This window comes from Motilibacter rhizosphaerae (assembly GCF_004216915.1).
GTDB classification, from domain to species: Bacteria; Actinomycetota; Actinomycetes; order Motilibacterales; family Motilibacteraceae; genus Motilibacter; species Motilibacter rhizosphaerae.
Map to the genome: position 1 here is coordinate 363615 of NZ_SGXD01000002.1, position 21897 is coordinate 385511.

18 protein-coding genes are annotated in these 21897 nt (G+C 75.2%); 13 read left to right on the top strand and 5 right to left on the bottom strand.

Annotated features, from left to right (window positions below; translation table 11 throughout):
- Positions 1-135: 135 nt before the first annotated feature.
- From EV189_RS07240 to EV189_RS07250, 3 genes are read left to right on the top strand one after another with little or no spacing between them, the layout of a single operon-like run.
- Entirely contained in the window at positions 136-474 is a 339-nt protein-coding gene (locus tag EV189_RS07240) for a YtxH domain-containing protein (RefSeq protein ID WP_130492262.1), read from the top strand.
- 3 nt (positions 475-477) lie between these two features.
- On the top strand, positions 478-918 hold the full coding sequence (locus EV189_RS07245) for a DUF5709 domain-containing protein (protein ID WP_130492263.1): 441 nt from the start codon (positions 478-480) through the stop codon (positions 916-918).
- Between the two features lie 12 nt (positions 919-930).
- Positions 931-2025, top strand: coding sequence for a DNA topoisomerase IB (locus EV189_RS07250; RefSeq protein WP_231116160.1), 1095 nt, complete (start codon positions 931-933; stop codon positions 2023-2025).
- Positions 2026-2028: 3 nt separating this feature from the next.
- Here EV189_RS07250 and EV189_RS07255 read toward each other — a convergent pair whose 3' ends face one another.
- From EV189_RS07255 to EV189_RS07270, 4 genes are all read right to left on the bottom strand, one after another.
- Positions 2029-3174 (bottom strand): RNA polymerase sigma factor, encoded by a 1146-nt coding sequence (locus EV189_RS07255; RefSeq protein ID WP_331250669.1) that lies wholly within the window; start codon positions 3172-3174, stop codon positions 2029-2031.
- 103 nt (positions 3175-3277) lie between these two features.
- Entirely contained in the window at positions 3278-5113 is a 1836-nt protein-coding gene (dnaG, locus tag EV189_RS07260; RefSeq protein WP_130492265.1) for a DNA primase, read from the bottom strand.
- A 65-nt stretch (positions 5114-5178) separates the two neighbouring features.
- Positions 5179-6405: a hypothetical protein gene (locus tag EV189_RS07265; RefSeq protein WP_130492266.1), complete on the bottom strand. Its 1227-nt coding sequence runs from the start codon at positions 6403-6405 to the stop codon at positions 5179-5181.
- A gap of 34 nt (positions 6406-6439) precedes the next feature.
- Complete coding sequence (locus EV189_RS07270) at positions 6440-7726, bottom strand: deoxyguanosinetriphosphate triphosphohydrolase (protein ID WP_130492267.1); 1287 nt, start codon at positions 7724-7726, stop codon at positions 6440-6442.
- A gap of 103 nt (positions 7727-7829) precedes the next feature.
- Between EV189_RS07270 and EV189_RS07275 the strand changes: the two genes are divergently transcribed.
- Entirely contained in the window at positions 7830-10124 is a 2295-nt protein-coding gene (locus EV189_RS07275; RefSeq protein WP_130492268.1) for a putative bifunctional diguanylate cyclase/phosphodiesterase, read from the top strand.
- Here the strand turns inward: EV189_RS07275 and dusB are convergent.
- Positions 10067-11221 carry a tRNA dihydrouridine synthase DusB gene (dusB, locus tag EV189_RS07280; protein ID WP_231116161.1) on the bottom strand — a complete coding sequence of 385 codons (1155 nt, stop codon included), beginning with the start codon at positions 11219-11221 and terminating at the stop codon, positions 10067-10069. The genes EV189_RS07275 and dusB overlap by 58 nt on opposite strands.
- Positions 11222-11382: 161 nt before the next feature.
- Here dusB and EV189_RS07285 point away from each other — a divergent pair, with 161 nt between their 5' ends.
- From EV189_RS07285 to EV189_RS07325, 9 genes are read left to right on the top strand one after another with little or no spacing between them, the layout of a single operon-like run.
- A complete protein-coding gene (locus EV189_RS07285) occupies positions 11383-12561 on the top strand; it encodes an SIS domain-containing protein (RefSeq protein ID WP_130492269.1) in 1179 nt (392 codons plus the stop codon).
- Entirely contained in the window at positions 12554-13489 is a 936-nt protein-coding gene (locus tag EV189_RS07290; protein WP_130492270.1) for a carbohydrate kinase family protein, read from the top strand. The genes EV189_RS07285 and EV189_RS07290 overlap by 8 nt, the downstream gene beginning before the upstream one ends.
- Complete coding sequence (locus EV189_RS07295) at positions 13486-14202, top strand: aspartate/glutamate racemase family protein (protein ID WP_130492271.1); 717 nt, start codon at positions 13486-13488, stop codon at positions 14200-14202. The genes EV189_RS07290 and EV189_RS07295 overlap by 4 nt, the downstream gene beginning before the upstream one ends.
- A complete protein-coding gene (locus EV189_RS07300; RefSeq protein WP_130492272.1) occupies positions 14199-15725 on the top strand; it encodes an amidohydrolase family protein in 1527 nt (508 codons plus the stop codon). Before EV189_RS07295 ends, EV189_RS07300 begins: the two co-directional genes overlap by 4 nt.
- Positions 15722-16621 (top strand): polysaccharide deacetylase family protein, encoded by a 900-nt coding sequence (locus tag EV189_RS07305; protein ID WP_130492273.1) that lies wholly within the window; start codon positions 15722-15724, stop codon positions 16619-16621. The genes EV189_RS07300 and EV189_RS07305 overlap by 4 nt, the downstream gene beginning before the upstream one ends.
- Positions 16614-18425, top strand: a complete 1812-nt coding sequence (locus EV189_RS07310) for an oligopeptide/dipeptide ABC transporter ATP-binding protein (RefSeq protein ID WP_130492274.1) — start codon at positions 16614-16616, stop codon at positions 18423-18425. Before EV189_RS07305 ends, EV189_RS07310 begins: the two co-directional genes overlap by 8 nt.
- Positions 18422-19276 carry an ABC transporter permease gene (locus EV189_RS07315; protein WP_130492275.1) on the top strand — a complete coding sequence of 285 codons (855 nt, stop codon included), beginning with the start codon at positions 18422-18424 and terminating at the stop codon, positions 19274-19276. The genes EV189_RS07310 and EV189_RS07315 overlap by 4 nt, the downstream gene beginning before the upstream one ends.
- The gene (locus EV189_RS07320) at positions 19273-20256 is read left to right on the top strand and encodes an ABC transporter permease (protein WP_231116162.1); all 984 of its coding nucleotides are present in this window, start codon (positions 19273-19275) and stop codon (positions 20254-20256) included. The genes EV189_RS07315 and EV189_RS07320 overlap by 4 nt, the downstream gene beginning before the upstream one ends.
- A gap of 28 nt (positions 20257-20284) precedes the next feature.
- The gene (locus EV189_RS07325) at positions 20285-21886 is read left to right on the top strand and encodes an ABC transporter substrate-binding protein (RefSeq protein WP_165400177.1); all 1602 of its coding nucleotides are present in this window, start codon (positions 20285-20287) and stop codon (positions 21884-21886) included.
- Positions 21887-21897: the final 11 nt, after the last annotated feature.

Genomic DNA, 21897 nt, shown 5'->3' on the forward strand with positions numbered 1-21897 from the left:
CGTTACGAGCCGTGTCGCGCCGGGGTGCCTCCGGTGATCTCCCCCAGGTGTCGGCGCCGAGCCCAGCGGGAACCCCTCCACCAGACGACGGCGGTCAGCCGAGACCGCCGGCACAGCACGAGGAGGAGGCGCACCATGCGCAGACTCACGTTCCTCGCCGGCTTCGCCACCGGCTACGTCCTGGGCGCCAGGGCCGGGCGCGAGCGCTACGAGCAGATCGCCCGCGGCTACCGCTCCTTCGCGGGCAACGCGAAGGTGCAGTCGGTCGCTGACAAGGCGAAGTCGCAGGCCACCGACCTGGCGAGCACCGCCAAGGACAAGGCCGCCAGCAAGGTGAGCAGCGCCGTGCACGGGCAGGGCCCCGAGCACGCCGCGCCGCACGACGACCTGGACAGCGTCCTCGTCCTCGACGTCGACGGCCGCGTGGCCACCGGTGACGGGGTCGGCGGGACCGGCGACCGGATGGGGCTGTAGCCGGTGACGATCCCGAACCCCGAGAGCTGGACCAACGACCCGGCGTTCCCCGACGTCGTCGACGACGCGGCGCCCGAGCGCGACCGCCTGGTCGACCCGGAGGAGCCCGCGCTGCCCGGTGACCGCTACCTCGGCGTCGACGCCGTGGGCACGACGGTCGAGGAGCAGATCGAGGGCGAGTCGCTCGAGCAGAAGCTGGCCCGCGAGGTGCCGGACACCATCGCCGAGCCGCGTGACGACCTCCCCCGCGAGGCCGACGGGCTCGTCGACGAGTCCGGCGACCCCGACGTGCTGAGCGCGACCGACCAGCCGGCCGGCCGCCTCGTCGAGCCTGACGAGGGCGCGTCCACCGACGACGAGCCCGACCTCGTCGCCTCGGCGAGCCTGCACGGCGAGACCGACTTCTCGCCCGAAGAGGCCGCGATGCACATCAGGGAGGCCTGAGCCTTGCCCCGCTTGCGGCGCGCCGACTGCAGCGGCCCCGGCATCCGCCGGCGGCGCGCCGGGCGGGGCTGGGCGTACTCCTGGCCGGACGGCCGCAAGGTCGACGAGCCGGACGTCAAGGCGCGCATCGACGCGCTGGTCCTGCCACCGGCCTGGAAGGACGTGTGGATCTGCCCGTGGCCCAACGGCCACATCCAGGCGCTCGGCACCGACGCCGCGGGCCGGCGCCAGTACCGCTACCACGACCAGTGGCGCGAGCAGCGCGACAAGGCCAAGCACGACCGCGTGCTCCAGTTCGCGGAGCGGCTGCCGGCGGCGCGCGAGCGCGCGGCCAGCGACCTCGGTCTCGAGGGCATGCCCCGCGACCGGGCGCTCGCCTGCGCGTTCCGCCTGCTGGACCTCGGGTTCTTCCGCGTCGGCAGCGAGGAGTACGCCGAGGAGAACGGCACCTACGGCCTCGCCACCCTGCGGCGCGAGCACACGACGGTCGACGGGCGCGAGATCGTCTTCGAGTACCTCGCGAAGGGCTCGAAGGAGCGCGTGCAGTCCATCGTCGACGACGAGGTCCGCGCCGTCGTGCAGCTGCTGCTGGACCGCGACGACCCCAACCCGGAGCTGCTCGCGTACCAGCTCGAGGACGGCACCTGGGTCGACGTGAAGTCGGGCGACGTCAACGACTACGTCAAGCAGGTCGCCGGCGACGACGTCAGCGCCAAGGACTTCCGCACCTGGCACGCCACGGTGCTCATGGCCGTCGCGCTGGCGGTCTCCTCGCGCGTCGCGGACTCCCCCACGGCGCGCAAGCGGGCGGTCAGCCGCGGCGTGACCGAGGTCAGCACGTACCTCGGCAACACCCCGGCCGTCTGCCGCAAGAGCTACATCGACCCGCGCATCATCGACAAGTACGAGGACGGCGTGACCATCGCCGGCGACCTCGAGCGGCTCGGTGCCGACGCGGGCTTCGGCGAGCCCGCGATCCACGGCGAGATCGAGGCCGCGGTGCTCCGGCTGCTCGGCAACCCCGCGCACGAGAGCGAGCGCCGGCTGGCGGGCTCGCACGCGGGCGGCGTACGCGGCCGGCGGCCCAAGCTCGCGGCCGCCGCCTGAGGCTCAGAGGTAGTCGCGCAGCTGCGTGGCGTAGGTCGGCTGGCGCAGCTTGGCGAGGGTCTTCGCCTCGATCTGGCGGACCCGCTCCCGGGTCACCCCGAAGCGCTGGCCGACCTCCTCGAGCGTGTGGACCTCGCCGTCGTCGAGGCCGTAGCGCAGCCGGACGACCTGGCGCTCGCGCTCGCCGAGGCACGCGAGCACCTGCTCGAGGTGGTCGCTGAGCAGCCGCGAGACGACCGAGTCGAGCGGCGCGACGGCCTCCGCGTCCTCGATGAGGTCGCCGAGCTCGGACCCGCCCTCCTCGCCCACGGCCAGGTGCAGCGAGACGGGCTCGAGCGCGCTGCGCAGCGCCTCGACCACCCGCTCGGCCGGCAGGTCGGCGGCCAGGCCGATCTCCTCGGGCGTGGGCTCGCGGCCGAGGTCCTGGGCGAGCGCGCGCTGCGTGCGCAGCACCCGGTTGATGCTCTCGGCCATGTGCACGGGCACGCGGATCGTGCGCCCCTGGTCGGCCAGCGCGCGGCTGACCGACTGGCGGATCCACCAGCTCGCGTAGGTCGAGAACTTGTAGCCGCGGGCGTAGTCGAACTTCTCGACGGCCCGGATCAGCCCGAGGTTGCCCTCCTGGATGAGGTCGAGCAGCGGCAGCCCGCGCCCCGCGTAGCGCTTGGCCACCGAGACGACGAGGCGCAGGTTCGCGGCGACGAGGTGGTCCTTGGCCCGGCTGCCCTCGCGCACGACCGTGCAGAGGTCGGCGCGCAGCACCGGGTCGTCGACGCCGGCGGTGAGCTTCTCCTGCGCGAACAGGCCGGCCTCGACCGCGCGGGCCAGGCTGACCTCCTCCTCGGCGGTCAGCAGGCGGACCCGGCCGATCTCGCGGAGGTAGAGCCGCACGAGGTCGGTGACCGAGCCGGTGGCCTCGAGCACCGCGAGCGGCCCGCCCGCCGCATCGGCGGCAGCGTCGGCAGCAAGGTCGGCAGCGGGGTCGAGCTCCACCTCCTCGGCGGCGGCGACCAGACCGGCTGGGGTGTCGGGGATCTCGACGGCCAGCGGGTCGGGCAGCACCTCGTCCGGCTCGACCGCGGTGGACTGCCCCGGGAGGCGCTGCGCGACCATCGTGGTCGCCGCTTCGGAAGGACCCTGAGCGCTCATCGGCACGGGACAAGTCTGCCCCTTGCCGGCCGCCGGGGGCCCGCTAATCGGGTGCCAGAAGGTCACGAGAGGGACACGACTTCCGCCGTACGGCGGGGTTCCCTCACCCTTCGCCCATCGCGCGTTCACGCAGGGTGCGGCGAGCGCTCTCCAGCCGGACGTAGTCCGCCGACGCCCGCGCGAACGCCTCCTGGTCGGCGGGATCGACCTGCTGGAGCCGACGCAGCGTCTCGGGGATCGCCCGCTCGACCGCGTGCATCTCCAGCCGGGCGGCGACCTCCCCCGCGTAGCGCGGGACCGGGGTGCTGCCCAGCAGCAGGGGCTCGACCGCGAGACCGGCGACGACCCCGGCCGCCTCCCCCGCCGCCTCCCGCACGGCCGAGACCCACGCCTCACCCGCGCGCGCGGCCGTGACGCCGCCGGCGGCGCGGACGGCAGTGGCCGCCGCGGCGTACGCGGGGTCGGGGAAGACCTCGTCGACGACGAGCTCGTCGAAGCGCGGCGGCAGGTGCTCGGGGGCCTGGAGGGCGAGCTTCAGCGCCTCGCGCTGGACGACGTCCTGCGGGTCGCCCGCCTGCGACCCCTGGGCCGGCGGCTGGCGGCGGGCCGCGCCGAGCGTCCCCCCGGCCTGGCGCACGAGCTCGTCGGGGTCGGCCATCCCGACCCAGCCGGCGAGGCGGCGGGCGTACTCGGTGCGCAGCGCGACCGTGCGGATGCGGCGGACGACGTCCATGCCGGCGCGCGCGGCCGCGACCCTGCCCTCGGCGGTGTCGAGGTCGTAGCGCCCGACGGCGCTGCGGATGGCGAACTCGAAGAGGGGGACGCGGCGGCGGACGAGCTCGCGGACCGCCTCCGGGCCCTTGCGCAGCCGCACGTCGCACGGGTCGAGCCCGTCGGGCTCCACGGCGACGAAGGTCTGCGAGGAGAACTGCTCCTCCAGCTCGAAGGCGCGCAGCGCGGCCCGCTGCCCGGCCTCGTCGCCGTCGAAGGTGAAGACCACCTCGCCGCGCACCTCGCCGTCGTCGAGGAGCAGGCGGCGCAGCACGCGCGCGTGCTCCTCGCCGAAGGCGGTGCCGCAGGTCGCGACGGCGGTCGGCACGCCCGACAGGTGCGCGGCCATGACGTCGGTGTAGCCCTCGACGACCACGGCCTGGTGGCCCTTGGCGATCTCGCGGCGGGCGAGGTCGAGGCCGTACAGCACCTGGGACTTCTTGTAGATCGGGGTCTCGGCGGTGTTGAGGTACTTCGCCTCGATCCGGTCGTCGTCGAGCACCCGACGCGCCCCGAAGCCCAGCACGGCGCCGGCGGAGTCGCGGATCGGCCAGACCAGCCGGCCGCGGAAGCGGTCGTAGAGACCCCGGCTCCCCCGCCCGGCCAGGCCGCCGGTCACGAGCTCGTCGTCGCGGAACCCGCGGCCGCGCAGGTGCCGGACCAGCGCCTCACCGTCGCGGGGGGCGAACCCCACCCCGAACCGCTCGGCGGCGCCGCGGTCGAAGCCGCGCTCCGAGAGGAAGCGGCGCCCGACGATGGCCTCGGGCGCGAGCAGCTGGCCGGCGTAGAACTCCGCGGCGGCACGGTGCGCCTCGAGCAGGCGGCGGCGGGCACCTGCCTGCGCCCGGTCCGGTCCGTCGCCGTCCTCGTAGTGCAGCTCGAGGCCCGCCCGCCCGGCGAGCTGCTCGACGGCCTCGGCGAACGAGACGGAGTCGAGCTGCATGAGGAAGGAGATGGCGTCGCCGCCCACCCCGCAGCCGAAGCAGTGGAAGGCGCCGACGCTCGGGCGGACGGAGAACGACGGGGACTTCTCGTCGTGGAACGGGCACAGCCCCTTGAGGTTGCCGCCGCCCGCGCTGCGCAGCGTGACCCGCTCGCCGATGAGGTCGGCGATGTCGGTGCGCTCCTTGACGAGGGCGACGTCCTCGTCCCGGATCCGTCCCGCCACGCGCGGAGTCTATGCACCGCAGGGCCGGCGCGAGGAGCGCCGGCCCTGCGGGGTGTGGACGAGCGTCAGCCGCCCACGCTGAAGCGCGCGATGATGCCGCGCGCCGCCGGGGACGAGCCGGCGCGGTCGCTGCGGACGTCGGTCACGACGTAGTCGCCCGGCGTGACCGAGTAGTACCAGGGGGTCCCGGTGCCCAGGCTGAGGTAGCCGGTGCTGGAGACCAGGGCCGTGCTCGCGCACGTCTGCGCCACCGGCGACGCGCTCGCCGACGGGCTCGCGGTGCTGGCGCTCGGGCTCGGGCTGGCCGTCGTCGTGCTGGGGCTCGGGCTCGCCGTGGTCGGGCTCGGGCTCGCCGAGGCGCTCGCGGTCGCCGACGGCGTGACCTCGTACGCGTGGGTGCTCGCCGACGCGCTCGCGCTGGCCGAGGCCGACGCGCTCGTCGCCGGGGTGGCCGACGCGCTGGCGCTCGGGCTCGCCGAGGCCGACGCGCTCGCCGAGGCGCTGGCGGAGGCGCTGGCCGACGCGGACGGGGTGGCCGTCACCGTCGGCAGGGCCTTGCCCGTCGTGATGCACGACAGCGCCTGCGCCGCGGACAGCCCGGTCGGGACCTTCCACAGCTGGGCGCCGCGCGTCGCGCCGGTGACGTTGGCGAGGTAGAACCAGCCGTGCGACGGCAGCGACGTCGGGCTCAGGCGCAGCGCCTCACCGCGGTAGGTGAGCCGGGCCTGCGGCGCGGCGTACGGGAAGACCGAGACGACGCCGCCCTTCATCGACATCGTGGCGATCCGGTTGGCGTGCGTCGGGCCGCCCGTGCGGTCGGCGAAGAACCAGTAGTCGCCCTTGGTGAAGTAGTCGCCGAACTGGCCGAGGCCGCCGGGCGCGATGTCGATGCCGCCGAGGAAGCGGACGTGGCGGTTGAGCGCGTCCCACTCGGCCTGGGCGCCGGTGGTGTCGCCGGCCTTGAGCTTGCTCGTGTAGCGCGCGTAGTCCAGGACGAACTGCGTCTTGGTGTAGGCCCCGATCGGCGCTACGACGCCGAGCTGGGTCGGGACCGCGTCGCGGGTGCGCACCTGCACGAGGTAGCGGCCGGGGCGCAGCAGCGGCGCGACCTCGACCTTGCCCTGCTCGGTGGTGATGTAGAGGGTGCGGGGGATGCCCGGGATCACCGCGGTGCGGCTGGCCGCCGCGGGCGCAGGTGCTGCTGTCGCGGTCCCGCTGCCCGAGACCAGGAGGGGGGCCGCGGCGACGGCGACCGCCGGGAGGGCGAGGGCGGCTTTGCGTCCGAGATGCACGGAATTGCTCCCTTGGGGTGGCAAATGTGTACATCTACAACGATGCGGTGGGAGCCCCCGGAGGTTGTGCCGCGACACGCAGGAACATGGCCGCGGCCGAGGCGTCGGTGAGGCTCGCCACCGCGTCGACGGCCACTCGCAGGCGGTCGGCGTCGTCCCTCGCGGCGGCCCAGTCCTCGGCGAAGACCGGGGCGAGGGGCTCCGGCCCGCGCTCGAGCGCGTGCGCCACCAGCGCAGCGACCGCCTCGCGCTGCCGCTCGAGCTGGGCGGCGCGGCCGGCGGCCTCCATGACGTAGCGGGCGGCCACGGCCTTGAGCACCGCGACCTCGAGCCGCGTCCCCTCGGGGACGACGAGCTCGCAGGCGAAGCGCGTGAGCGGGCCGTCCGTCCCGGCGTCGCCGCGCGTGGCGTCCTCGGCCGCCGTGCAGAAGCGGCCGACCAGCGTGCTGGTGAGCCCCTTCAGCGCGGCGAGCGACGCCCGCGAGCCGTCGTGGCCCGTCGGCCACTCGGGCAGCGCCACCACGCGGGCCAGCGCCGCGGCAAGTGCGGCGGGGTCCGCCCCCGGCGCGTACGTCCTGGTGGCGACGGCGACCACGGCGGCCACCTCGTCGCGGTCGCCGAGCGCGGCGAGGTCGACCAGGCCGGCCTGCACGCCGTCCTCGAGGTCGTGCACGGAGTACGCGACGTCGTCGGCCCAGTCCATGACCTGCGCCTCGACGCACGGCCGGTCGTGCGGCGCACCCTCGCGCACCCACGCGAGGGCCTCGGCGTCCGCGGCGTACGCGCCGTACTTGCCGCGGGCGGCGCGCGGGTCGTCGCGCAGCCACGGGTACTTCGTCGCGGCGTCGAGGCTCGCCCGGGTGAGGTTCAGCCCCACGCTGCGGACCTCACCGCCCGGCACCGCACCGGCCGACTTCGCCTCGAGCCGCGTGAGCAGGCGCAGCGTCTGGGCGTTGCCCTCGAAGCCGCCGGCCGGGCCGGCCACCTCGTCGAGCGCGCGCTCGCCGTTGTGCCCGAAGGGCGGGTGCCCGAGGTCGTGGGCGAGGCAGGCGGTCTCGACGACGTCGGCGTCGCAGCCGAGCGCGCGGGCGACCTCGCGCCCGATCTGGGCGACCTCGAGCGAGTGGGTCAGGCGGTTGCGGACGAAGTCGTCGCTCCACGGGTGCACGACCTGGGTCTTGCCGGCGAGGCGGCGCAGGCCGCTCGCGTGCACGAGGCGGGCCAGGTCGCGGGCGTACGGGGAGCGGCGCTCGTCGGCGGGCTTGCGCGGCGGCTCGGGCACCCAGCGGGCGGCGTCGGACGGTGCGTAGCCCTCGCTCATCGGGTGCCACGCTACCGCTCAGGTCGTGCCCGGTCCCTGCCGACGGGGACTCCGGCGGCCGATCCATCCCGGGCTGCTGGACGACCGAGCGCGCGGAGGTCGCGTGGCGGAGGCAGGGCGCATCCCCCTGAGGGCGCGCGCGGTGTTCACCGCGCTCGCCCTGCTCGCGCTCGCCCTGACGGTCGTCAGGGTGCCGTGCTCGCTGCCCGCGCCGGGCTGGTGGCTGGCCGCGCTGGCCGTGCCGGTCCTCGCCCGCTACCCGCTGGTCGTGCTGCGCCACGCGAGCGGCTACGAGATCGGGCTCGACCCGGTCGTCGTGCTCTTCCTCGCCTTCGCCGAGCCGCGGCACGCGGCCCTGCTGTGGGCGCTGTCGACGACGGTCGCCCAGGGCACGACCGAGCGCGGGCCGTGGGTGCGCTGCTTCAACGCCGCCGACTCCGTGCTCGCCGGGCTCGCCGCGCTGGCGGTCGCCCACCTGTGCGACCCCGGCGCCAACCCCAGCGGTGTGCTCGGGGTGGTCACGGCGGCGCTGGCGGGGACGACGTACTACGCCGTGGACTACGCACTGTCCGCGGTCGCGGTCGCGGTCCTCGGGCGCGCCCCCCTGCGCAGCGCGCTGTGGGACGAGACCGCCCCGGTCATGCTCGCGAGCGCGGGCGGCTGCGCCAGCCTCGGCTACCTCGGCGCGCTCGTCCTGCACCAGGACGCCGCGGCCTTCCCGCTCGTGCTCGTCCCGCTCGTCACCGTGGTCTACGCGGGCCACGCCTTCAGCGGCGTGGAGGACGAGCGGCTGCGCTTCCAGGCGCTGTTCACCGCCGCCCGGGCCCAGCACGCGGCGCGCGACTCGCGCGAGGTCCTGGCCAGCGCGGTCGAGGCCGGCGAGCACGCGCTCGGCAACAGCGACGTGCGCATCGTCAGCGAGCGGCCGGACGGCGGCATCGCCAGCCCGCTCGGGCAGGGCGGACCCTGGCTGGCCGCCTCCCCCAAGGGCACCGCCACGCGGGTCTACCAGGACGACGACGTCGACGTGCTCGACCTGCTCGCGACCCTCACCGGCGACTCGCTGAGCCGCCTCGCCCTCGTCAGCGAGCTCGAGCAGCTCGCCACGGTCGACGGCCTCACGGGCCTCGCCAACGGCGCCGCCCTCGCCCGCGCCCTGCGCGAGGCCGGGCCGGGGGCCGCGGTGCTCTTCATCGACCTCGACGGCTTCAAGGCGGTGAACGACGAGCACGGGCACGACGCCGGGGACGCGCTGCTGCGGGCCGTCGCGCACCGCCTGCGCCGGTCGGTCCGCACGGGTGACCTCGTCGCGCGCCCCGGCGGCGACGAGTTCGTCGTGCTGCTGCCCGAGGCGGACGGTCCGACGGCCGAGGGGCTGGCCGCGCGCGTGGTGACCGACCTCGCCCGCCCCGTCTCCGTCGGCGGCAGCACGGTCGCGGTCGGCGCCAGCGTCGGCGTCGCGGTCGGCGGTGGCGACCTGGTGCGCCGCGCGGACATCGCGATGTACGCCGCGAAGCGCGCCGGCAAGGACCGCTACGCCCGCTGCACCGACGAGATGCACCGCCAGCACATGGAGGCCCGCGACCTGCCGGAGCAGCTGCGCGGCGCCGGCGAGCGCGGCGAGCTCGTCCTGCACTACCAGCCGATCGTCGACCTGGCGCTGGGCCGCGTCGACGGCGTCGAGGCGCTCATCCGGTGGCAGCACCCGACGCGCGGGCTGCTGGCCCCCGACGCCTTCATCCCGCAGGCGGAGGAGTCCGGGGTCGTCGACGAGCTCACGGCGTGGGTGCTGCAGCGGGCGGTCGCGGACGGGGCGGCGCTGCACGCGGCGGCCGGGCGGCAGGTCTCGATCAGCATCAACGTGCCCGCGGCGGCGCTGGTGCGCGGCGTGCTGCTGGACGAGCTGCGCCACGGCAGCCGCGAGGACGTGCAGCTCATCCTCGAGGTGACCGAGACGACGCTGGCTGAGCCGGCTGCCGTGCCGGTCCTGGAGGAGTTCCGCCGGCGCGGGGTGCGCATCGCCCTCGACGACTTCGGTACGGGCCACTCCTCGCTCGCGGCCCTGCGCCTGCTCCCCGTCGACATCATCAAGCTCGACCGCGCCTTCACCGCCGACCTGCCGGGCGACCCGCGCGCGGGGCACCTCATCCGCTCGGTCGGCTCGCTCGCCAGCGCCCTGGACAAGCCGCTCGTCGTGGAGGGCATCGAGGGCGCCGACCAGCTCGCCGAGCTGCAGCGGCTGGGCGTCGTGCTCGGCCAGGGCTTCCTGCTCGCCCGGCCGGCCCCGCTGGCGCAGGTGCTGCCGCTCGTCGCACCGGGCGCGACCGTGCGCGGGCTGCGTCAGCCGCCGCTGACCGCCAGCTCGGCGTCCGCACCGAGCCCGGCGCAGGTGCCGTAGGGGTCGTCGAGCCAGCCCTCGGGCAGCGCCAGGCGCTTCTGCGGGCTCGTCCGCCCACGCGGGCGGCCGAGCTCGGCCTCGGGGAACGGCTGGGCAGGGTCGAGCTCGCCCAGCAGCGCGTCGAGCTCGGCGAGGCTGCTCACGAGGCCGAGCCGCTGGCGCAGGTGGGACCCCACGGCGAAGCCCTTGAGGTACCACGCCATGAACTTGCGCAGCTCGCGCAGCCCGCGGTCCTCCCCGGTCCACGCGGCGAGCAGCTCGCCGTGGCGCCGGACCGTCGCGGCGACCTCGCCGAGCGAGGGCTGCGGGGGCGGGGGTGCCCCGTCGAACGCCGCCGCCAGGTGGGCGAACAGCCACGGCCGCCCGAGGCAGCCGCGCCCCACGACGACGCCGTCCGCCCCGGTCTGCGCGAGCATCCGCAGCGCGTCGTCGGCCTCCCACACGTCGCCGTTGCCGAGCACCGGGACGCTGGTCGACTCCTTGAGCCGGGCGACCGCCTCCCAGTCGGCCTCGCCGCTGTAGCCCTGGATCGCCGTGCGGCCGTGCAGGGCGACGGCAGCGACGCCCTCCTCCTCGGCGATGCGCCCGGCGTCGAGGTAGGTCAGCCGCTCCTCGTCGAGCCCCTTGCGGGTCTTGAAGGTGAGCGGGACCTCGCCGGCAGCGGCCACCGCACTGCGGACGATCGCGCGCAGCAGGTCGCGCTTCCACGGCAGCGCCGCTCCCCCGCCGCGCTTCGTGACCTTGGGCACGGGGCAGCCGAAGTTGAGGTCGACGTGGTCCACCCCGTGCTCCGCCACGAGGATGCGCACGGCCTCGCCGACGTAGTGCGGGTCCACGCCGTACAGCTGGACGCTGCGCGGGACCTCGCCCGGCGCCGGCTCGAGCAGGTGCAGGGTCTCGCGGTCGCCCTCGACGAGCCCGCGGCTCGTGATCATCTCGCTGACGAACACGCCGCGCCCGCCGGCGGCCTCGCGGCAGAGCTGCCGGTACGGCGGGTTGGTGATCCCGGCCATCGGCGCCAGCACCACCGGCAGGTCGACGCGCAGCCGCCCGAGCTGGAGGGGCGCCACGCTGGCGGGCAGGGTCGGCGCGCTCACCCCACCAGTGTGCCAGCGCTCCTGGTATACCGAGGCGACGCACGGCACCGACCCGACCGCCTCCAGCAAGCGTGTTGACGTCGAGTTCACGACGCGACATCGGGTGGAAACACCGGCTCTGTATACCGTTCCTGACGGCTCACCACCGGCCAGGAGGCGGGATGACCAGCGGGACCACGGCTGCGCCGAGCGTACGGCTCGACGCCCGGCAGCGCGCGGTGCTCGACCGCGTCGCGGCGGCCGAGCGCGCCTCGATCGCCGCGCTACCGACCGACGACCCGCTCGACCCGAAGCGGCGCGCCCGCGTCGCGGCGACCCTGCCCGAGCTGGTGGCGCAGCCGCAGGCGGTGCGCGCGACGTGGGCGGCGGGGTCGGAGGCCCTCGAGCGCGTGGCGTCCTCCCTGCTCGAGCGGCGGCCGGAGCGCGTGCTCCTCACCGGCGCCGGCGACTCGCTCGCCGTGCTCGCCGCAGCCCGGCTCGCGCTCGAGGGCGCCCTCGGTGTCCCCTGCGAGCCGGTGCAGAGCCTGGAGCTCGCGAAGTACCAGGTGGGCACGCTCAGCGACCGCACGCTCGTCGTCGCCCTGTCCAGCTCGGGCGAGACGACGCGCACCGCCGAGGCGCTCCTGCTCGCCCAGCACGCGGGGGCGGCGACCCTGGCCCTCACCAACACCCCCGGCTCGACGCTGGACGTGGAGAGCACGCACCAGCTGCACGTCGTGGCCACGCGCGTCGGCTGGCCGACGCAGTCCTCGACCGCCGCGCTCGCGCTGCTCCTCCGGCTCGCCTGCCTGGTCCGGGTCGGCGCCCGCCAGGCCGGGGCCGAGGCGCTGCTCGCGGAGCTCGACGCGCTGCCGGAGGCGATGGGCGAGGCCCTCGCCGGGATCGACGCGCCCCTCGCCGCCCAGGCCGCGCGGGAGGCTGCCGGACGGATGTACCTCTTCTCCGGCGGCGGCCCGAGCGCGGCCGCTGCGGTCGTGGGTGCCGCGAAGGTCAAGGAGTGCACGCCCGACCACGCGCTCGCGGTGCAGGTCGAGGAGTACCACCACTACAACTCGCAGAAGGCCGGGGAGCCGCTCTGGCTGATCGCCCCCTCCGGGCCCTCGGTCCCGCGGGCGCTCGACACCGCCCGCGAGGCCCGGCGCTTCGGCGGCCGCGTCTACGTCGTCACCAGCGCCGGCGAGACCGCCTTCGACGGCGAGGACGTCGACGGCGTCGTCCGGCTCCCCGACGTCGCCGAGGAGCTCAGCGGCCTGCTGACGTTCCTGCCGGCCCAGCTGGTCGGCTACCACCTCGCGGTCGCGAAGTTCGCGCTCGCGGAGGCGGGGGGCCCCCGTGGCTGAGGAGCCGGACCTGCAGCCGCCGGACCTGCAGCCGCTGGACCTGCAGCCGCTGGACCTGCTCTGCCTGGGCAACATCACCATCGACGAGGCGGTCGCCCCGGACGGCTCGTCGACCTCCGCGCTCGGCGGGGACGCGCTGTTCGCCGCCCTCGCCGCCGCGCTCGGTCCCGCGCGCGTCGGCTGGCTGGCGCCGGTCGGTACGGACCTGCCCGACAGCGCCCGGCAGGACCTCGCGGCTGCGGGCCTGCCCGTCAGGACGCAGCCCGTGCGGGCCCTGCCCACCGTCCGCAACGTCGTCCGCTACGCCGCCGACGGCACGCGCACCTGGGAGATGCTCTGCACCGAGGAGGACTTCGACGAGCTGTCGGTACGGCCCTCCGACCTCGACGAGGACCTGCTGCGCAGCAGGGCCTTCCTCGTCTGCGGCATGAGCCTGCGCGCCCAGCTCGCCCTCTCGCCGTGGCTCCGCGCGCAGGCGGCCGGCACCGTCTACCTGGACCTCCAGGAGGACTACCTCGAGGGCAACGAGGACGAGCTGCTCGCCCTGGTCTCCAGTTGCGACGTGTTCCTCCCGAGCGAGGTGGAGGCCGTGGCGCTCGCGCGGACGAGCGACCTCGGGGAGGCCGCGCGGACCTTCCGCGACCTCGGCCCGCAGACCGTGGTCGTCAAGCGCGCCGAGCGCGGCTGCCTCGTCCTGCTCCCCGGGGCGAGCGACCTCGTCGCGGTGCCGGCCGACCTCGTGGAGGCCGTCGACAGCACCGGCGCCGGGGACGCGTTCTGCGGGGCCTTCGCGGCCCACCACGCGCTGACCGGCGACGCCCTCGGGGCCGCCCGCGCCGGCGCCCGCGCCGCCCGGACGGCCGTCAGCGGTCCCGGCCTCTCCGCGCTCCTCGCGGAGGTCGTCGCGGCCAGGGGCGTGCGCGCATGAGCGGCCCCCGGATCCGCGTGGTCAACCCCAACACGACCGCGAGCATGACGGCGAGCGCCGTCGCCGCCGCCCGCCGTGCCGCTCCGCACGCCACCGTCGAGGGCAGCACCCCCTCGCGCGGCGTCGACTCCGTCGAGAGCCACGTCGACGAGGTGTGGGGTGCCCTCGGGGTGCTCGAGCAGGTGCTCGCGGGCGAGCGGGCGGGCACCGACGCGTACGTCGTGGCGTGCTTCGGCGACACCGGGGTCCCGGCCGCGCGCGAGGTGGCCCGGGGACCGGTCGTCGGCATGACCGAGGCCGCGCTCCTGACCGCCGCGCTCGTCGCGCACCGCTTCACCGTGGTCACCCTGCCCCGGCGCACGCGCGAGCAGTCCGACCGGGTGGTCGGCGCGCTGGGGCTGGGGCACCGCTGCGTGGTGCGCGCCGTCGACGTCCCGGTCGCCGAGGTGCACGAGGACTCCACGCACCTGCTGGAGACCTTCGTGGAGCAGGGGCGGCTCGCCCTGGAGGAGGACGCGGCGGAGGCGCTCGTGCTCGGCTGCGCCGGGCTCACCGACCTCGTCGATCCGCTCCGGGCCCGGCTGGGTGTGCCGGTGGTCGAGGGCGTCGCCGCCGCCACCACGTTGGCCGTGGCCCTGCTCGCCCAGGGCGTCGGCACCTCGCGCGCCGCCACCTGGGCCGCGCCCGAGCGGCTCGGACCGGTGGGCGCATGACCGCCACCGGCACGCTGTTCACCGACGTGCTCGTCTGGGACGCGGACGCGCCGGGCGGCACCACGGGCCCGACCGACGTGCTCGTCCGCGGCCAGCGCATCGCCGCGGTGGGGCGCGTCGACCGCACCGAGGTCGACCCCGGCACCCGGGTCGTCGAGGGGCACGGGCACCACCTGCTCGTCCCCGGCCTCGTCAACGCCCACTTCCACTCCCCCGCCAACCACCTCAAGGGCTCCCTGCCGAGCCTGCCGCTCGAGCTCTTCATGCTCTTCGAGTCGCCCGTCACCCCGGAGCTGCGCGCGACGCCGCGCGAGGCGTACCTCCGGACGGCGCTCGGGGCGCTCGAGATGCTGCGCGGCGGCACGACGTGCGTGCAGGACGACGCCTTCCTCATGCCGTCACCCGAGCCCGACGTCATCGACGCGGTGCTGTCGGCGTACCGGGACTGCGGGATCCGCGCCCGGGTCGCGCTCGACCAGCCGACGCTGCCGGAGGCCGACAAGCTGCCGTACCTCGCCGATGTGCTCGACGCGGCGCAGCTGGCGCTGCTGCGCGAGCCCGCCCCCGCCTCCGAGCAGCGGCTGCTGGAGAGCTACGACCACCTGGTCCGCACCTGGCACGGCGCCGCCGACGGCCGGCTGCGCGCCGCGGTCTCGGTCTCGGCGCCGCAGCGGGTCAGCCCGGAGTACTTCGGGTCGCTCGACGACCTCAGCCGCTCCCACGACCTGCCGCTCTACGCGCACATGCTGGAGACCCGCGCCCAGCGGGTCCTCGCGACCGAGCAGCCGCGCTTCGCCGGCCGGTCGCTCGTGCGCTGGACCGCGGACCTCGGCCTGCTCAGCGAGCGGATGAACGTCATCCACGCGGTGTGGGTCGACGAGGACGACATCGAGCTGCTGGCGGCGTCCGGCGCGGTGGTGGCGCACAACCCGGTGAGCAACCTGCGGCTCGGCAGCGGGGTGATGCCGTTCCGCGCCCTGCGCCGCGCCGGCGTGCCCGTCTGCCTCGGGGTGGACGAGGCGATCTGCGGCGACGCGGTCGACATGTGGGGCGTCGTCCGGACCGCCGGCCTCGTGCACACCATCAGCGGGCTCCCCGACGAGGAGTGGCCCTCCGCCCACGAGGTGCTGGACTGCCTGTGGCGCGGGGGCGCGCAGGCCGTGCGGCAGCCGGACGAGCTGGGCGGCGTACGCCCGGGCATGCTCGCCGACCTCGCCCTGCTCGACCTCCACGGCCTGGCGTTCACCCCGCTCAACGACGTCCCCGGCCAGCTCGTCTACTGCGCGTCGGGCCAGGACGTCGTGCTGACGATGGTGGACGGCGCGGTGGTCGTCGACGACGGTGCGGTCACGACCGTCGACGAGGCCGCCCTGCTCGCCGAGGCCCGCGAGCTGTTCGCGGTGAAGCGACCGCTCGTCGAGGCGGCCCGGCAGGAGGCGGCGGCCTGGCTGCCGGCGTACCGCGCGATGGCCCGGCGCGCCGCCGCGGCCGAGGTCGGGATGTCGCGGTGGGTGGGCCGGTGAGTGCGCCCTGGTCGTACTCGCCGATCACCGCCCGACCCGCCGGGCGCTGGCCGGGCGGCAAGCGGCTGGCCGTCTACTGCGCAGTCGGCGTCGAGGAGTACCGCTTCGGCGACGGCCACACCGAGGACCTGCTCGACGGCGTCGAGGGTCCCGACCTCGTCAACACCTCCTGGCGCGACTACGGCAACCGCGTGGGCGTCTTCCGGCTGCTCGACCGGCTCGACGCGCTGCAGGTCCCGCCCACCCTGCTGTGGAACACGATGGTCTACGACACGGCGCCCGACGTCGCGGTCGCGGCGCGCAAGGCCGGGGCGGAGTTCGTCGGGCACGGCATCTCCAACTCCGACAGCCTCGCCGGGCTCGGCGACGACGAGCAGCGGGCGTACCTCGCGGCGGTCGCGGAGCGCATCGGGCGCGAGGAGGGGCAGCCCCCGGGCGGCTGGTCCAGCCCCTGGCTCACCCACACCCCGAGCACGCTCGACCTGCTGGCCGGCGCGGGCTACGACTACCTGCTCGACCTCCGCCTCGACGACCAGCCCGCGTGGCTGCCCACGGCGGGCCGCCCGGTCCTCGCCATCCCGTACGCGCTGGAGCTCAACGACAGCACCACGCAGGTCGGGCGGCGTGCCACGGCCGGCGACTTCGCCGACATGGTCGTGGACGAGTTCGACGAGCTGCTCGCCGCCTCCGCGGACGCGCCGCTCGTGATGAGCATCGTCGTCCACTCCTTCATCTCGGGCGCGCCGTTCCGCCTGCGGGCGCTCACCCGCGCCCTCGAGCACCTGGCCGCGCGGGCGGACGACGTGTGGTTCACGCAGCCGCGGCAGATCCACGAGGCCTGGTCGCGCATGTTGCCGGCACCGTCGTCACCAGCAGGGGAGGTGGGTCGTGGCTGAGAGCCCGGCGCAGGCCGCCCGCCAGCGGCGTACGGACCTGGTGGCGGAGGTCACCGGCCTGTGGGTGTCGCTGCAGCGCCGCGGCGTCCGCAGCGACGTCGTGCGCGGCGTCGACCTGGAGGTCCGCAAGGGCGAGATCCTCGGCCTCGTCGGGGAGTCCGGCTCGGGCAAGAGCGTCCTCGGCCTCACCCTGCTCGGGCTGCTCCCGCAGGCGTCCGAGCCGCGGGTGAGCGGCCGCGTCGTCGTCGCGGGGACCGACATGGTGCACGGCCGGGCCCCCGAGCTGCGCGCCGTCCGCCGCCAGCACCTGGGCGCGGTCTTCCAGGACCCGATGACCTCGCTCAACCCCACGATGCGCGTGGGCCGGCAGGTCACGGAGGTCAGCGGGGACCGCGGGGAGGCGGTGCGGCTGCTCACCCGGGTCGGCGTGCCGCGCCCTGACGAGCGGCTGCGCTCCTACCCGCACGAGCTCTCGGGCGGCCTGCGCCAGCGGGTCATGGCGGCGATCGCCCTGTCCGGTACGCCCTCCCTCGTCATCGCCGACGAGCCGACCACCGCCCTCGACGTCACGGTGCAGGCGCAGCTGCTCGACCTGCTCCGCGAGCTGCGCGACGACCTCGGCTGCAGCGTGCTGTTCGTGACGCACGACCTGGCCGTGGCGGCGCAGCTCACCGACCGCATCGCCGTGCTGTACGCCGGTCGCGTCGCCGAGACCGGCGCCACGGCAGAGGTGCTGCGGCGGCCGGCCCACCCGTACACCGCGGGGCTGCTGCGCAGCCGGCTCAGCCTCACCACGCCCCGTGGCGCCGTCCTTCCCACCCTGCCCGAGGAGACCGCCTCGTCCGAGGAGCGGATGCGGGGGTGCGCGTACCACTCCCGCTGCCCGCTCGTCCTGGAGCGCTGCGCGACCGACGTGCCCCCGCTGGCGGGGCTCGACGTCGCTCCGGCGCGTGAGCGCAGGCGGGCGTGCTGGCGCAGCGAGCAGGAGGTCGCGGCGTACGCGGCCAGCCGGCCCGCTCCCCTCGGCCCCACCCGGCTCCGCACGGATGCCCAGGGCGACGCCGTCGTGGAGGTCTCCCGGCTGTGCAAGGACTTCTCGCAGCGGCAGGGGTGGCGGCGGACGAGCGTCCTGCACGCCCTGCGTGACGTCGACCTCGTCGTCGCGCGCGGGGAGGCGGTCTCCGTCGTCGGCGAGAGCGGGTCGGGGAAGTCCACGCTGCTGCGCGTGCTCGCCGGGCTCACCGAGCCGACGAGCGGGACGGCGGTCGTCCGCGGCCGCCGCCAGATGGTCTTCCAGGACGCGGGTTCCTCGCTCACCCCGTGGATGAGCGTCGGCGACCTGCTGCGCGAGCAGCTGCGCCCGCTGCGCCTCGACCGACGCGCCGCCGACGCCCGCATCGCCGAGGTGCTGGGCCTCATGCAGCTCCCGGCCGCGACGGCCCAGGCGCGGCCGGGTGAGCTCTCCGGCGGCCAGCGCCAGCGCGTCGCTCTCGCCCGCGCCGTCGTCGTCGCCCCGGACGTGCTGCTCTGCGACGAGCCGACCAGTGCGCTCGACGCCTCGCTCGCCGCCGGCGTGCTCAACCTCGTCCGCGAGCTGCGCGCCGAGCTCGGCATGGCGGTCCTGTTCGTCACGCACGACCTGTCGGTCGCGCGGCTCATGGGCGACCGGATCGTCGTCATGCGCGGCGGCAAGGTCGTCGAGGACCGCGCGGCCGAGGCCGTCGTCAGCGACCCGCAGCACGCGTACACCCGGGCGCTGCTGCAGGCGGTGCCGGAGATCGCGGCGGAAGGCCAGCCGGCATGACCGCGCCGCTCGCGGTCGGTCCCGTCCGCGCCCCCCGCTCCGCCGTACGCCTCCCCCGCGCCCTGCCGTGGGTCCTCGCCGCGCTGCCGCTGCTCGTGACGATCGTGGCCCTGCTCGCCCCCGAGCTCGCGCCCGACGACCCGGTGCAGCCGGTCGGCGCGCTGAACCTCCCCGTCGGCTCCGCCGGCCACCTGCTCGGCACCGACTCCATCGGCCGCGACCTGCTCAGCCGGACGCTGCTCGGGATGCGCGTCAGCTGGTTCTCCAGCCTGCTCGTCGTCGCCGTCGGGCTCCTCGTCGGCGGGACGATCGGCACGGTCGCCGGCGCCGTGGGCGGCTGGGTCGACGCGGTGCTCATGCGCGTCACCGACCTCTTCCTCGCGCTGCCGGGGACCCTCGTCGCGATCGCGATCGTCGCCGCGCTGGGACCGGGGCTCGCCCACACGCTGGTCGCGATCTCGGTGGTGTGGTGGCCGTACTACGCGCGCATCCTGCGCGGCGAGGTGCGCGCCCTCGTGGTCCGCCCGCACGTGGAGGCCGCCCGGGTCGCGGGGGCGGGTCGCTGGCGCGTCATCGCCAAGCACCTGCTCCCCGGCGTCATCCCCACCGCCGTCGTCACGGCGAGCCTCGACATCGGCAACGTGGTCCTCCTGCTGGCAGGTCTCTCCTTCCTCGGGCTGGGCGAGCCCGCGCCAGCGCCGGAACTGGGGGCGGACACCGCACGCGCCCTGGGCCAGCTGCTCAGCGAATGGTGGGTCCCGGTCGTCCCCGGGCTGGCCGTCCTCCTGCTGAGCCTGGTCAGCAACCTCGGCGGGGACGCCGTGCGCACCCTGCTGGCGGGGCGACGGTGAGCCGCTTCGTGGCGGTCCGGACCGCCAGCGCAGCAGGGCTCCTGCTCGTCCTCTCCTTCATCATCTTCTGCCTGCAGGCGGTCTCGCCCGGGGACCCCGTACGCGCCTCGCTGGGTGCCAACTCCTCACCCGCCGCGGTGGCGGAGGCACGCCGCCGGCTGGGGCTCGACGACCCGTTCTTCGCGCGCTACTGGCACTTCCTGCGCGACCTGCTGCACGGCGACCTCGGCCAGTCGCTGCGGACCCACCGCCCGGTGACGACGGACCTCGGCGACTTCCTGCCTGCCACGACGGAGCTCGTGCTCGTGGCCTTCCTGCTGGCGCTCCTGCTGGGCGCGCTGTTCGCCGTCTCCGCCTCGCTGCGCTGGCCCGGCGGTACGGCGTTCCGCGCGGTCCTCCTCGTGGGCGCGGCCGCACCGCCGTTCCTGCTGGCGCTGGGCGCGATCCTGCTCTTCTACGCGCACCTCGGCTGGCTGCCCGCCTCGGGCCGCGGGGGTGACGAGGGCGCCGGCGGGTGGGTCCTGCTCGGGTCGCTGCTCACCCTGCACCTGGGCACGGCAGCCTCGGCGCTGCAGCACGTCCTGCTGCCCGCACTGGTCCTCAGCATCGCGCCCGCCATCAGCATCGGGCGCATCCTGCGGGCCAGCCTCGACGGCACCCTCGCCGCCGACCACGTCCGCACGGCTCGCGCGAAGGGGCTGCCGGAGCCCGGCGTCCTCGCCCGGCACGTCGTGCGCAACAGCCTGGGTCCGGCCGTCTCCATGGCCGGGCTCCAGCTGGGGTTCATGTTCGCCGGCGTCGTCGTCGTCGAGCAGGTCTTCAGCTGGCCGGGGATCGGGACCTACCTCTCGAGCAGCATCCCCGTCTCGGACTTCCCCGCCATCGCCGGCGTGACGCTCGTGCTGGGGGCGGTCTACATCGTCCTCAACGCGGTCGTCGACGTGCTCCAAGCCCTCGCCGATCCCCGCACCACGGCATGACCGCACCCCTGGACCCGAGGAGACCGCAGTGACCCCACCCCTCCGCCTCGCCCCCGCACTCGTCGCCACCGCGCTCGTGCTCACCGCCTGCTCCGGCTCGTCGGGGACGTCCTCGAAGACCGCCAGCACCAGTGCCGCCAGCACCGGCGCGAGCGCGCCAGCCGGGAAGACCACGCTCGTCGTCGGGCTCTCCGGCGACATCGGCCAGCCGCCGGACCCTGACGTCTACTACGCGAACAACGGGCTGGCGATCGTGCTGAACGCGTACGAGGGTCTGGTGCAGTACAAGAACGACGCCGACACCGTGCAGATCGCGCCGCGGCTCGCGACGAGCTGGACCGTCGACAAGACGCACACGGTCTACACCTTCACGCTGCGCCCGGGCGTGACCTTCCACGACGGCACGCCGTTCACGAGCGCCGCGGTCAAGGCGTCCTTCGACCGGCGCAACGCCGTCAAGGGCGGGGCGGCGTACATGACCGCGGGGGTGAAGAGCGTCGACACCAGCGACCCGATGAAGGCCGTCGTCACGCTGGACGCGCCGAACTCCGCCTTCCTCGACTACCTCGCCTCACCCTTCGGCCCGAAGATGCAGTCCCCCGCGGGCATCGCGAAGTACGCCGGCAAGGACCACGACCAGACCTACCTGCAGACCCACGACATCGGCAGCGGCCCGTACACCCTCACCTCGGTGCAGCCGGGCACGGAGTACGACCTCACGCAGTACCCCGGCTACTGGGGGAAGAAGTCGCCCTTCACGAAGGTCCGGCTGCCGATCTTCAGCGACCCGTCGGCGCTCCAGCTCGCCCTCGACAAGGGCCAGGTCGACACCGTGGTGGCCGCGCTGCCCAGCTCGGCGCTGAAGAAGTACAAGGACAAGAAGGGGATCAGCAACTACTTCCTGCCGACCCTGCAGTCGGCCCTCGTGACGGTCAACCCGACCCGCAGCTTCTTCGCGACGGTCCCTGCGCGCATGGCGTTCCTCAAGACGATCAACCAGCAGCAGCTGGTCTCGCAGGTGCTGGGTGAGCGCTCCGAGCCGGCGACGACGCTGTACGCCAAGGGGATGATCCCGGGCGGTGCGGACAAGCAGACGATCACCTACGACCCGAGCGCGATGAAGGCGTACGCGAAGACGCTGCCGTCGGGGACGTCCATGTCCATCGGCTACGCGAGCGACAACGTCAACGCCCAGCAGATGGCCAACATCGTGGCGGCGCAGCTGCAGGCCGACGGCATCAAGGCGACGGCGAAGGGGTTCCCGACCAGCCAGGTGTTCGGGTGGGTGCAGGACCCACCGAAGGGCCCGGACGCCTTCATCGACGGCAACAACGGCCCCGACGGCGGCAGCCCGTACATGTGGGGGCACGTGTTCTGGGACAAGACCGGTGGCATCGACTACTTCGGCTGCGACGACCCGCAGACCGACAGCGAGCTCAACACCGCGGTGAAGACCGGCGACACCGCGCTCTACGTCTCGGCCGCCCAGAAGTACGCCGCCACCGGCTGCTACCTGAACCTGTCCTACAACAAGGACTGGGTGGTCGCGCAGAGCTGGTTGACCGGCGTCGCGGCCGCGCACAACATCGGCGCCAACGAGCTGGACTTCAGCCTGCTGGGCGTCGGGTAGTCGACTCCGTC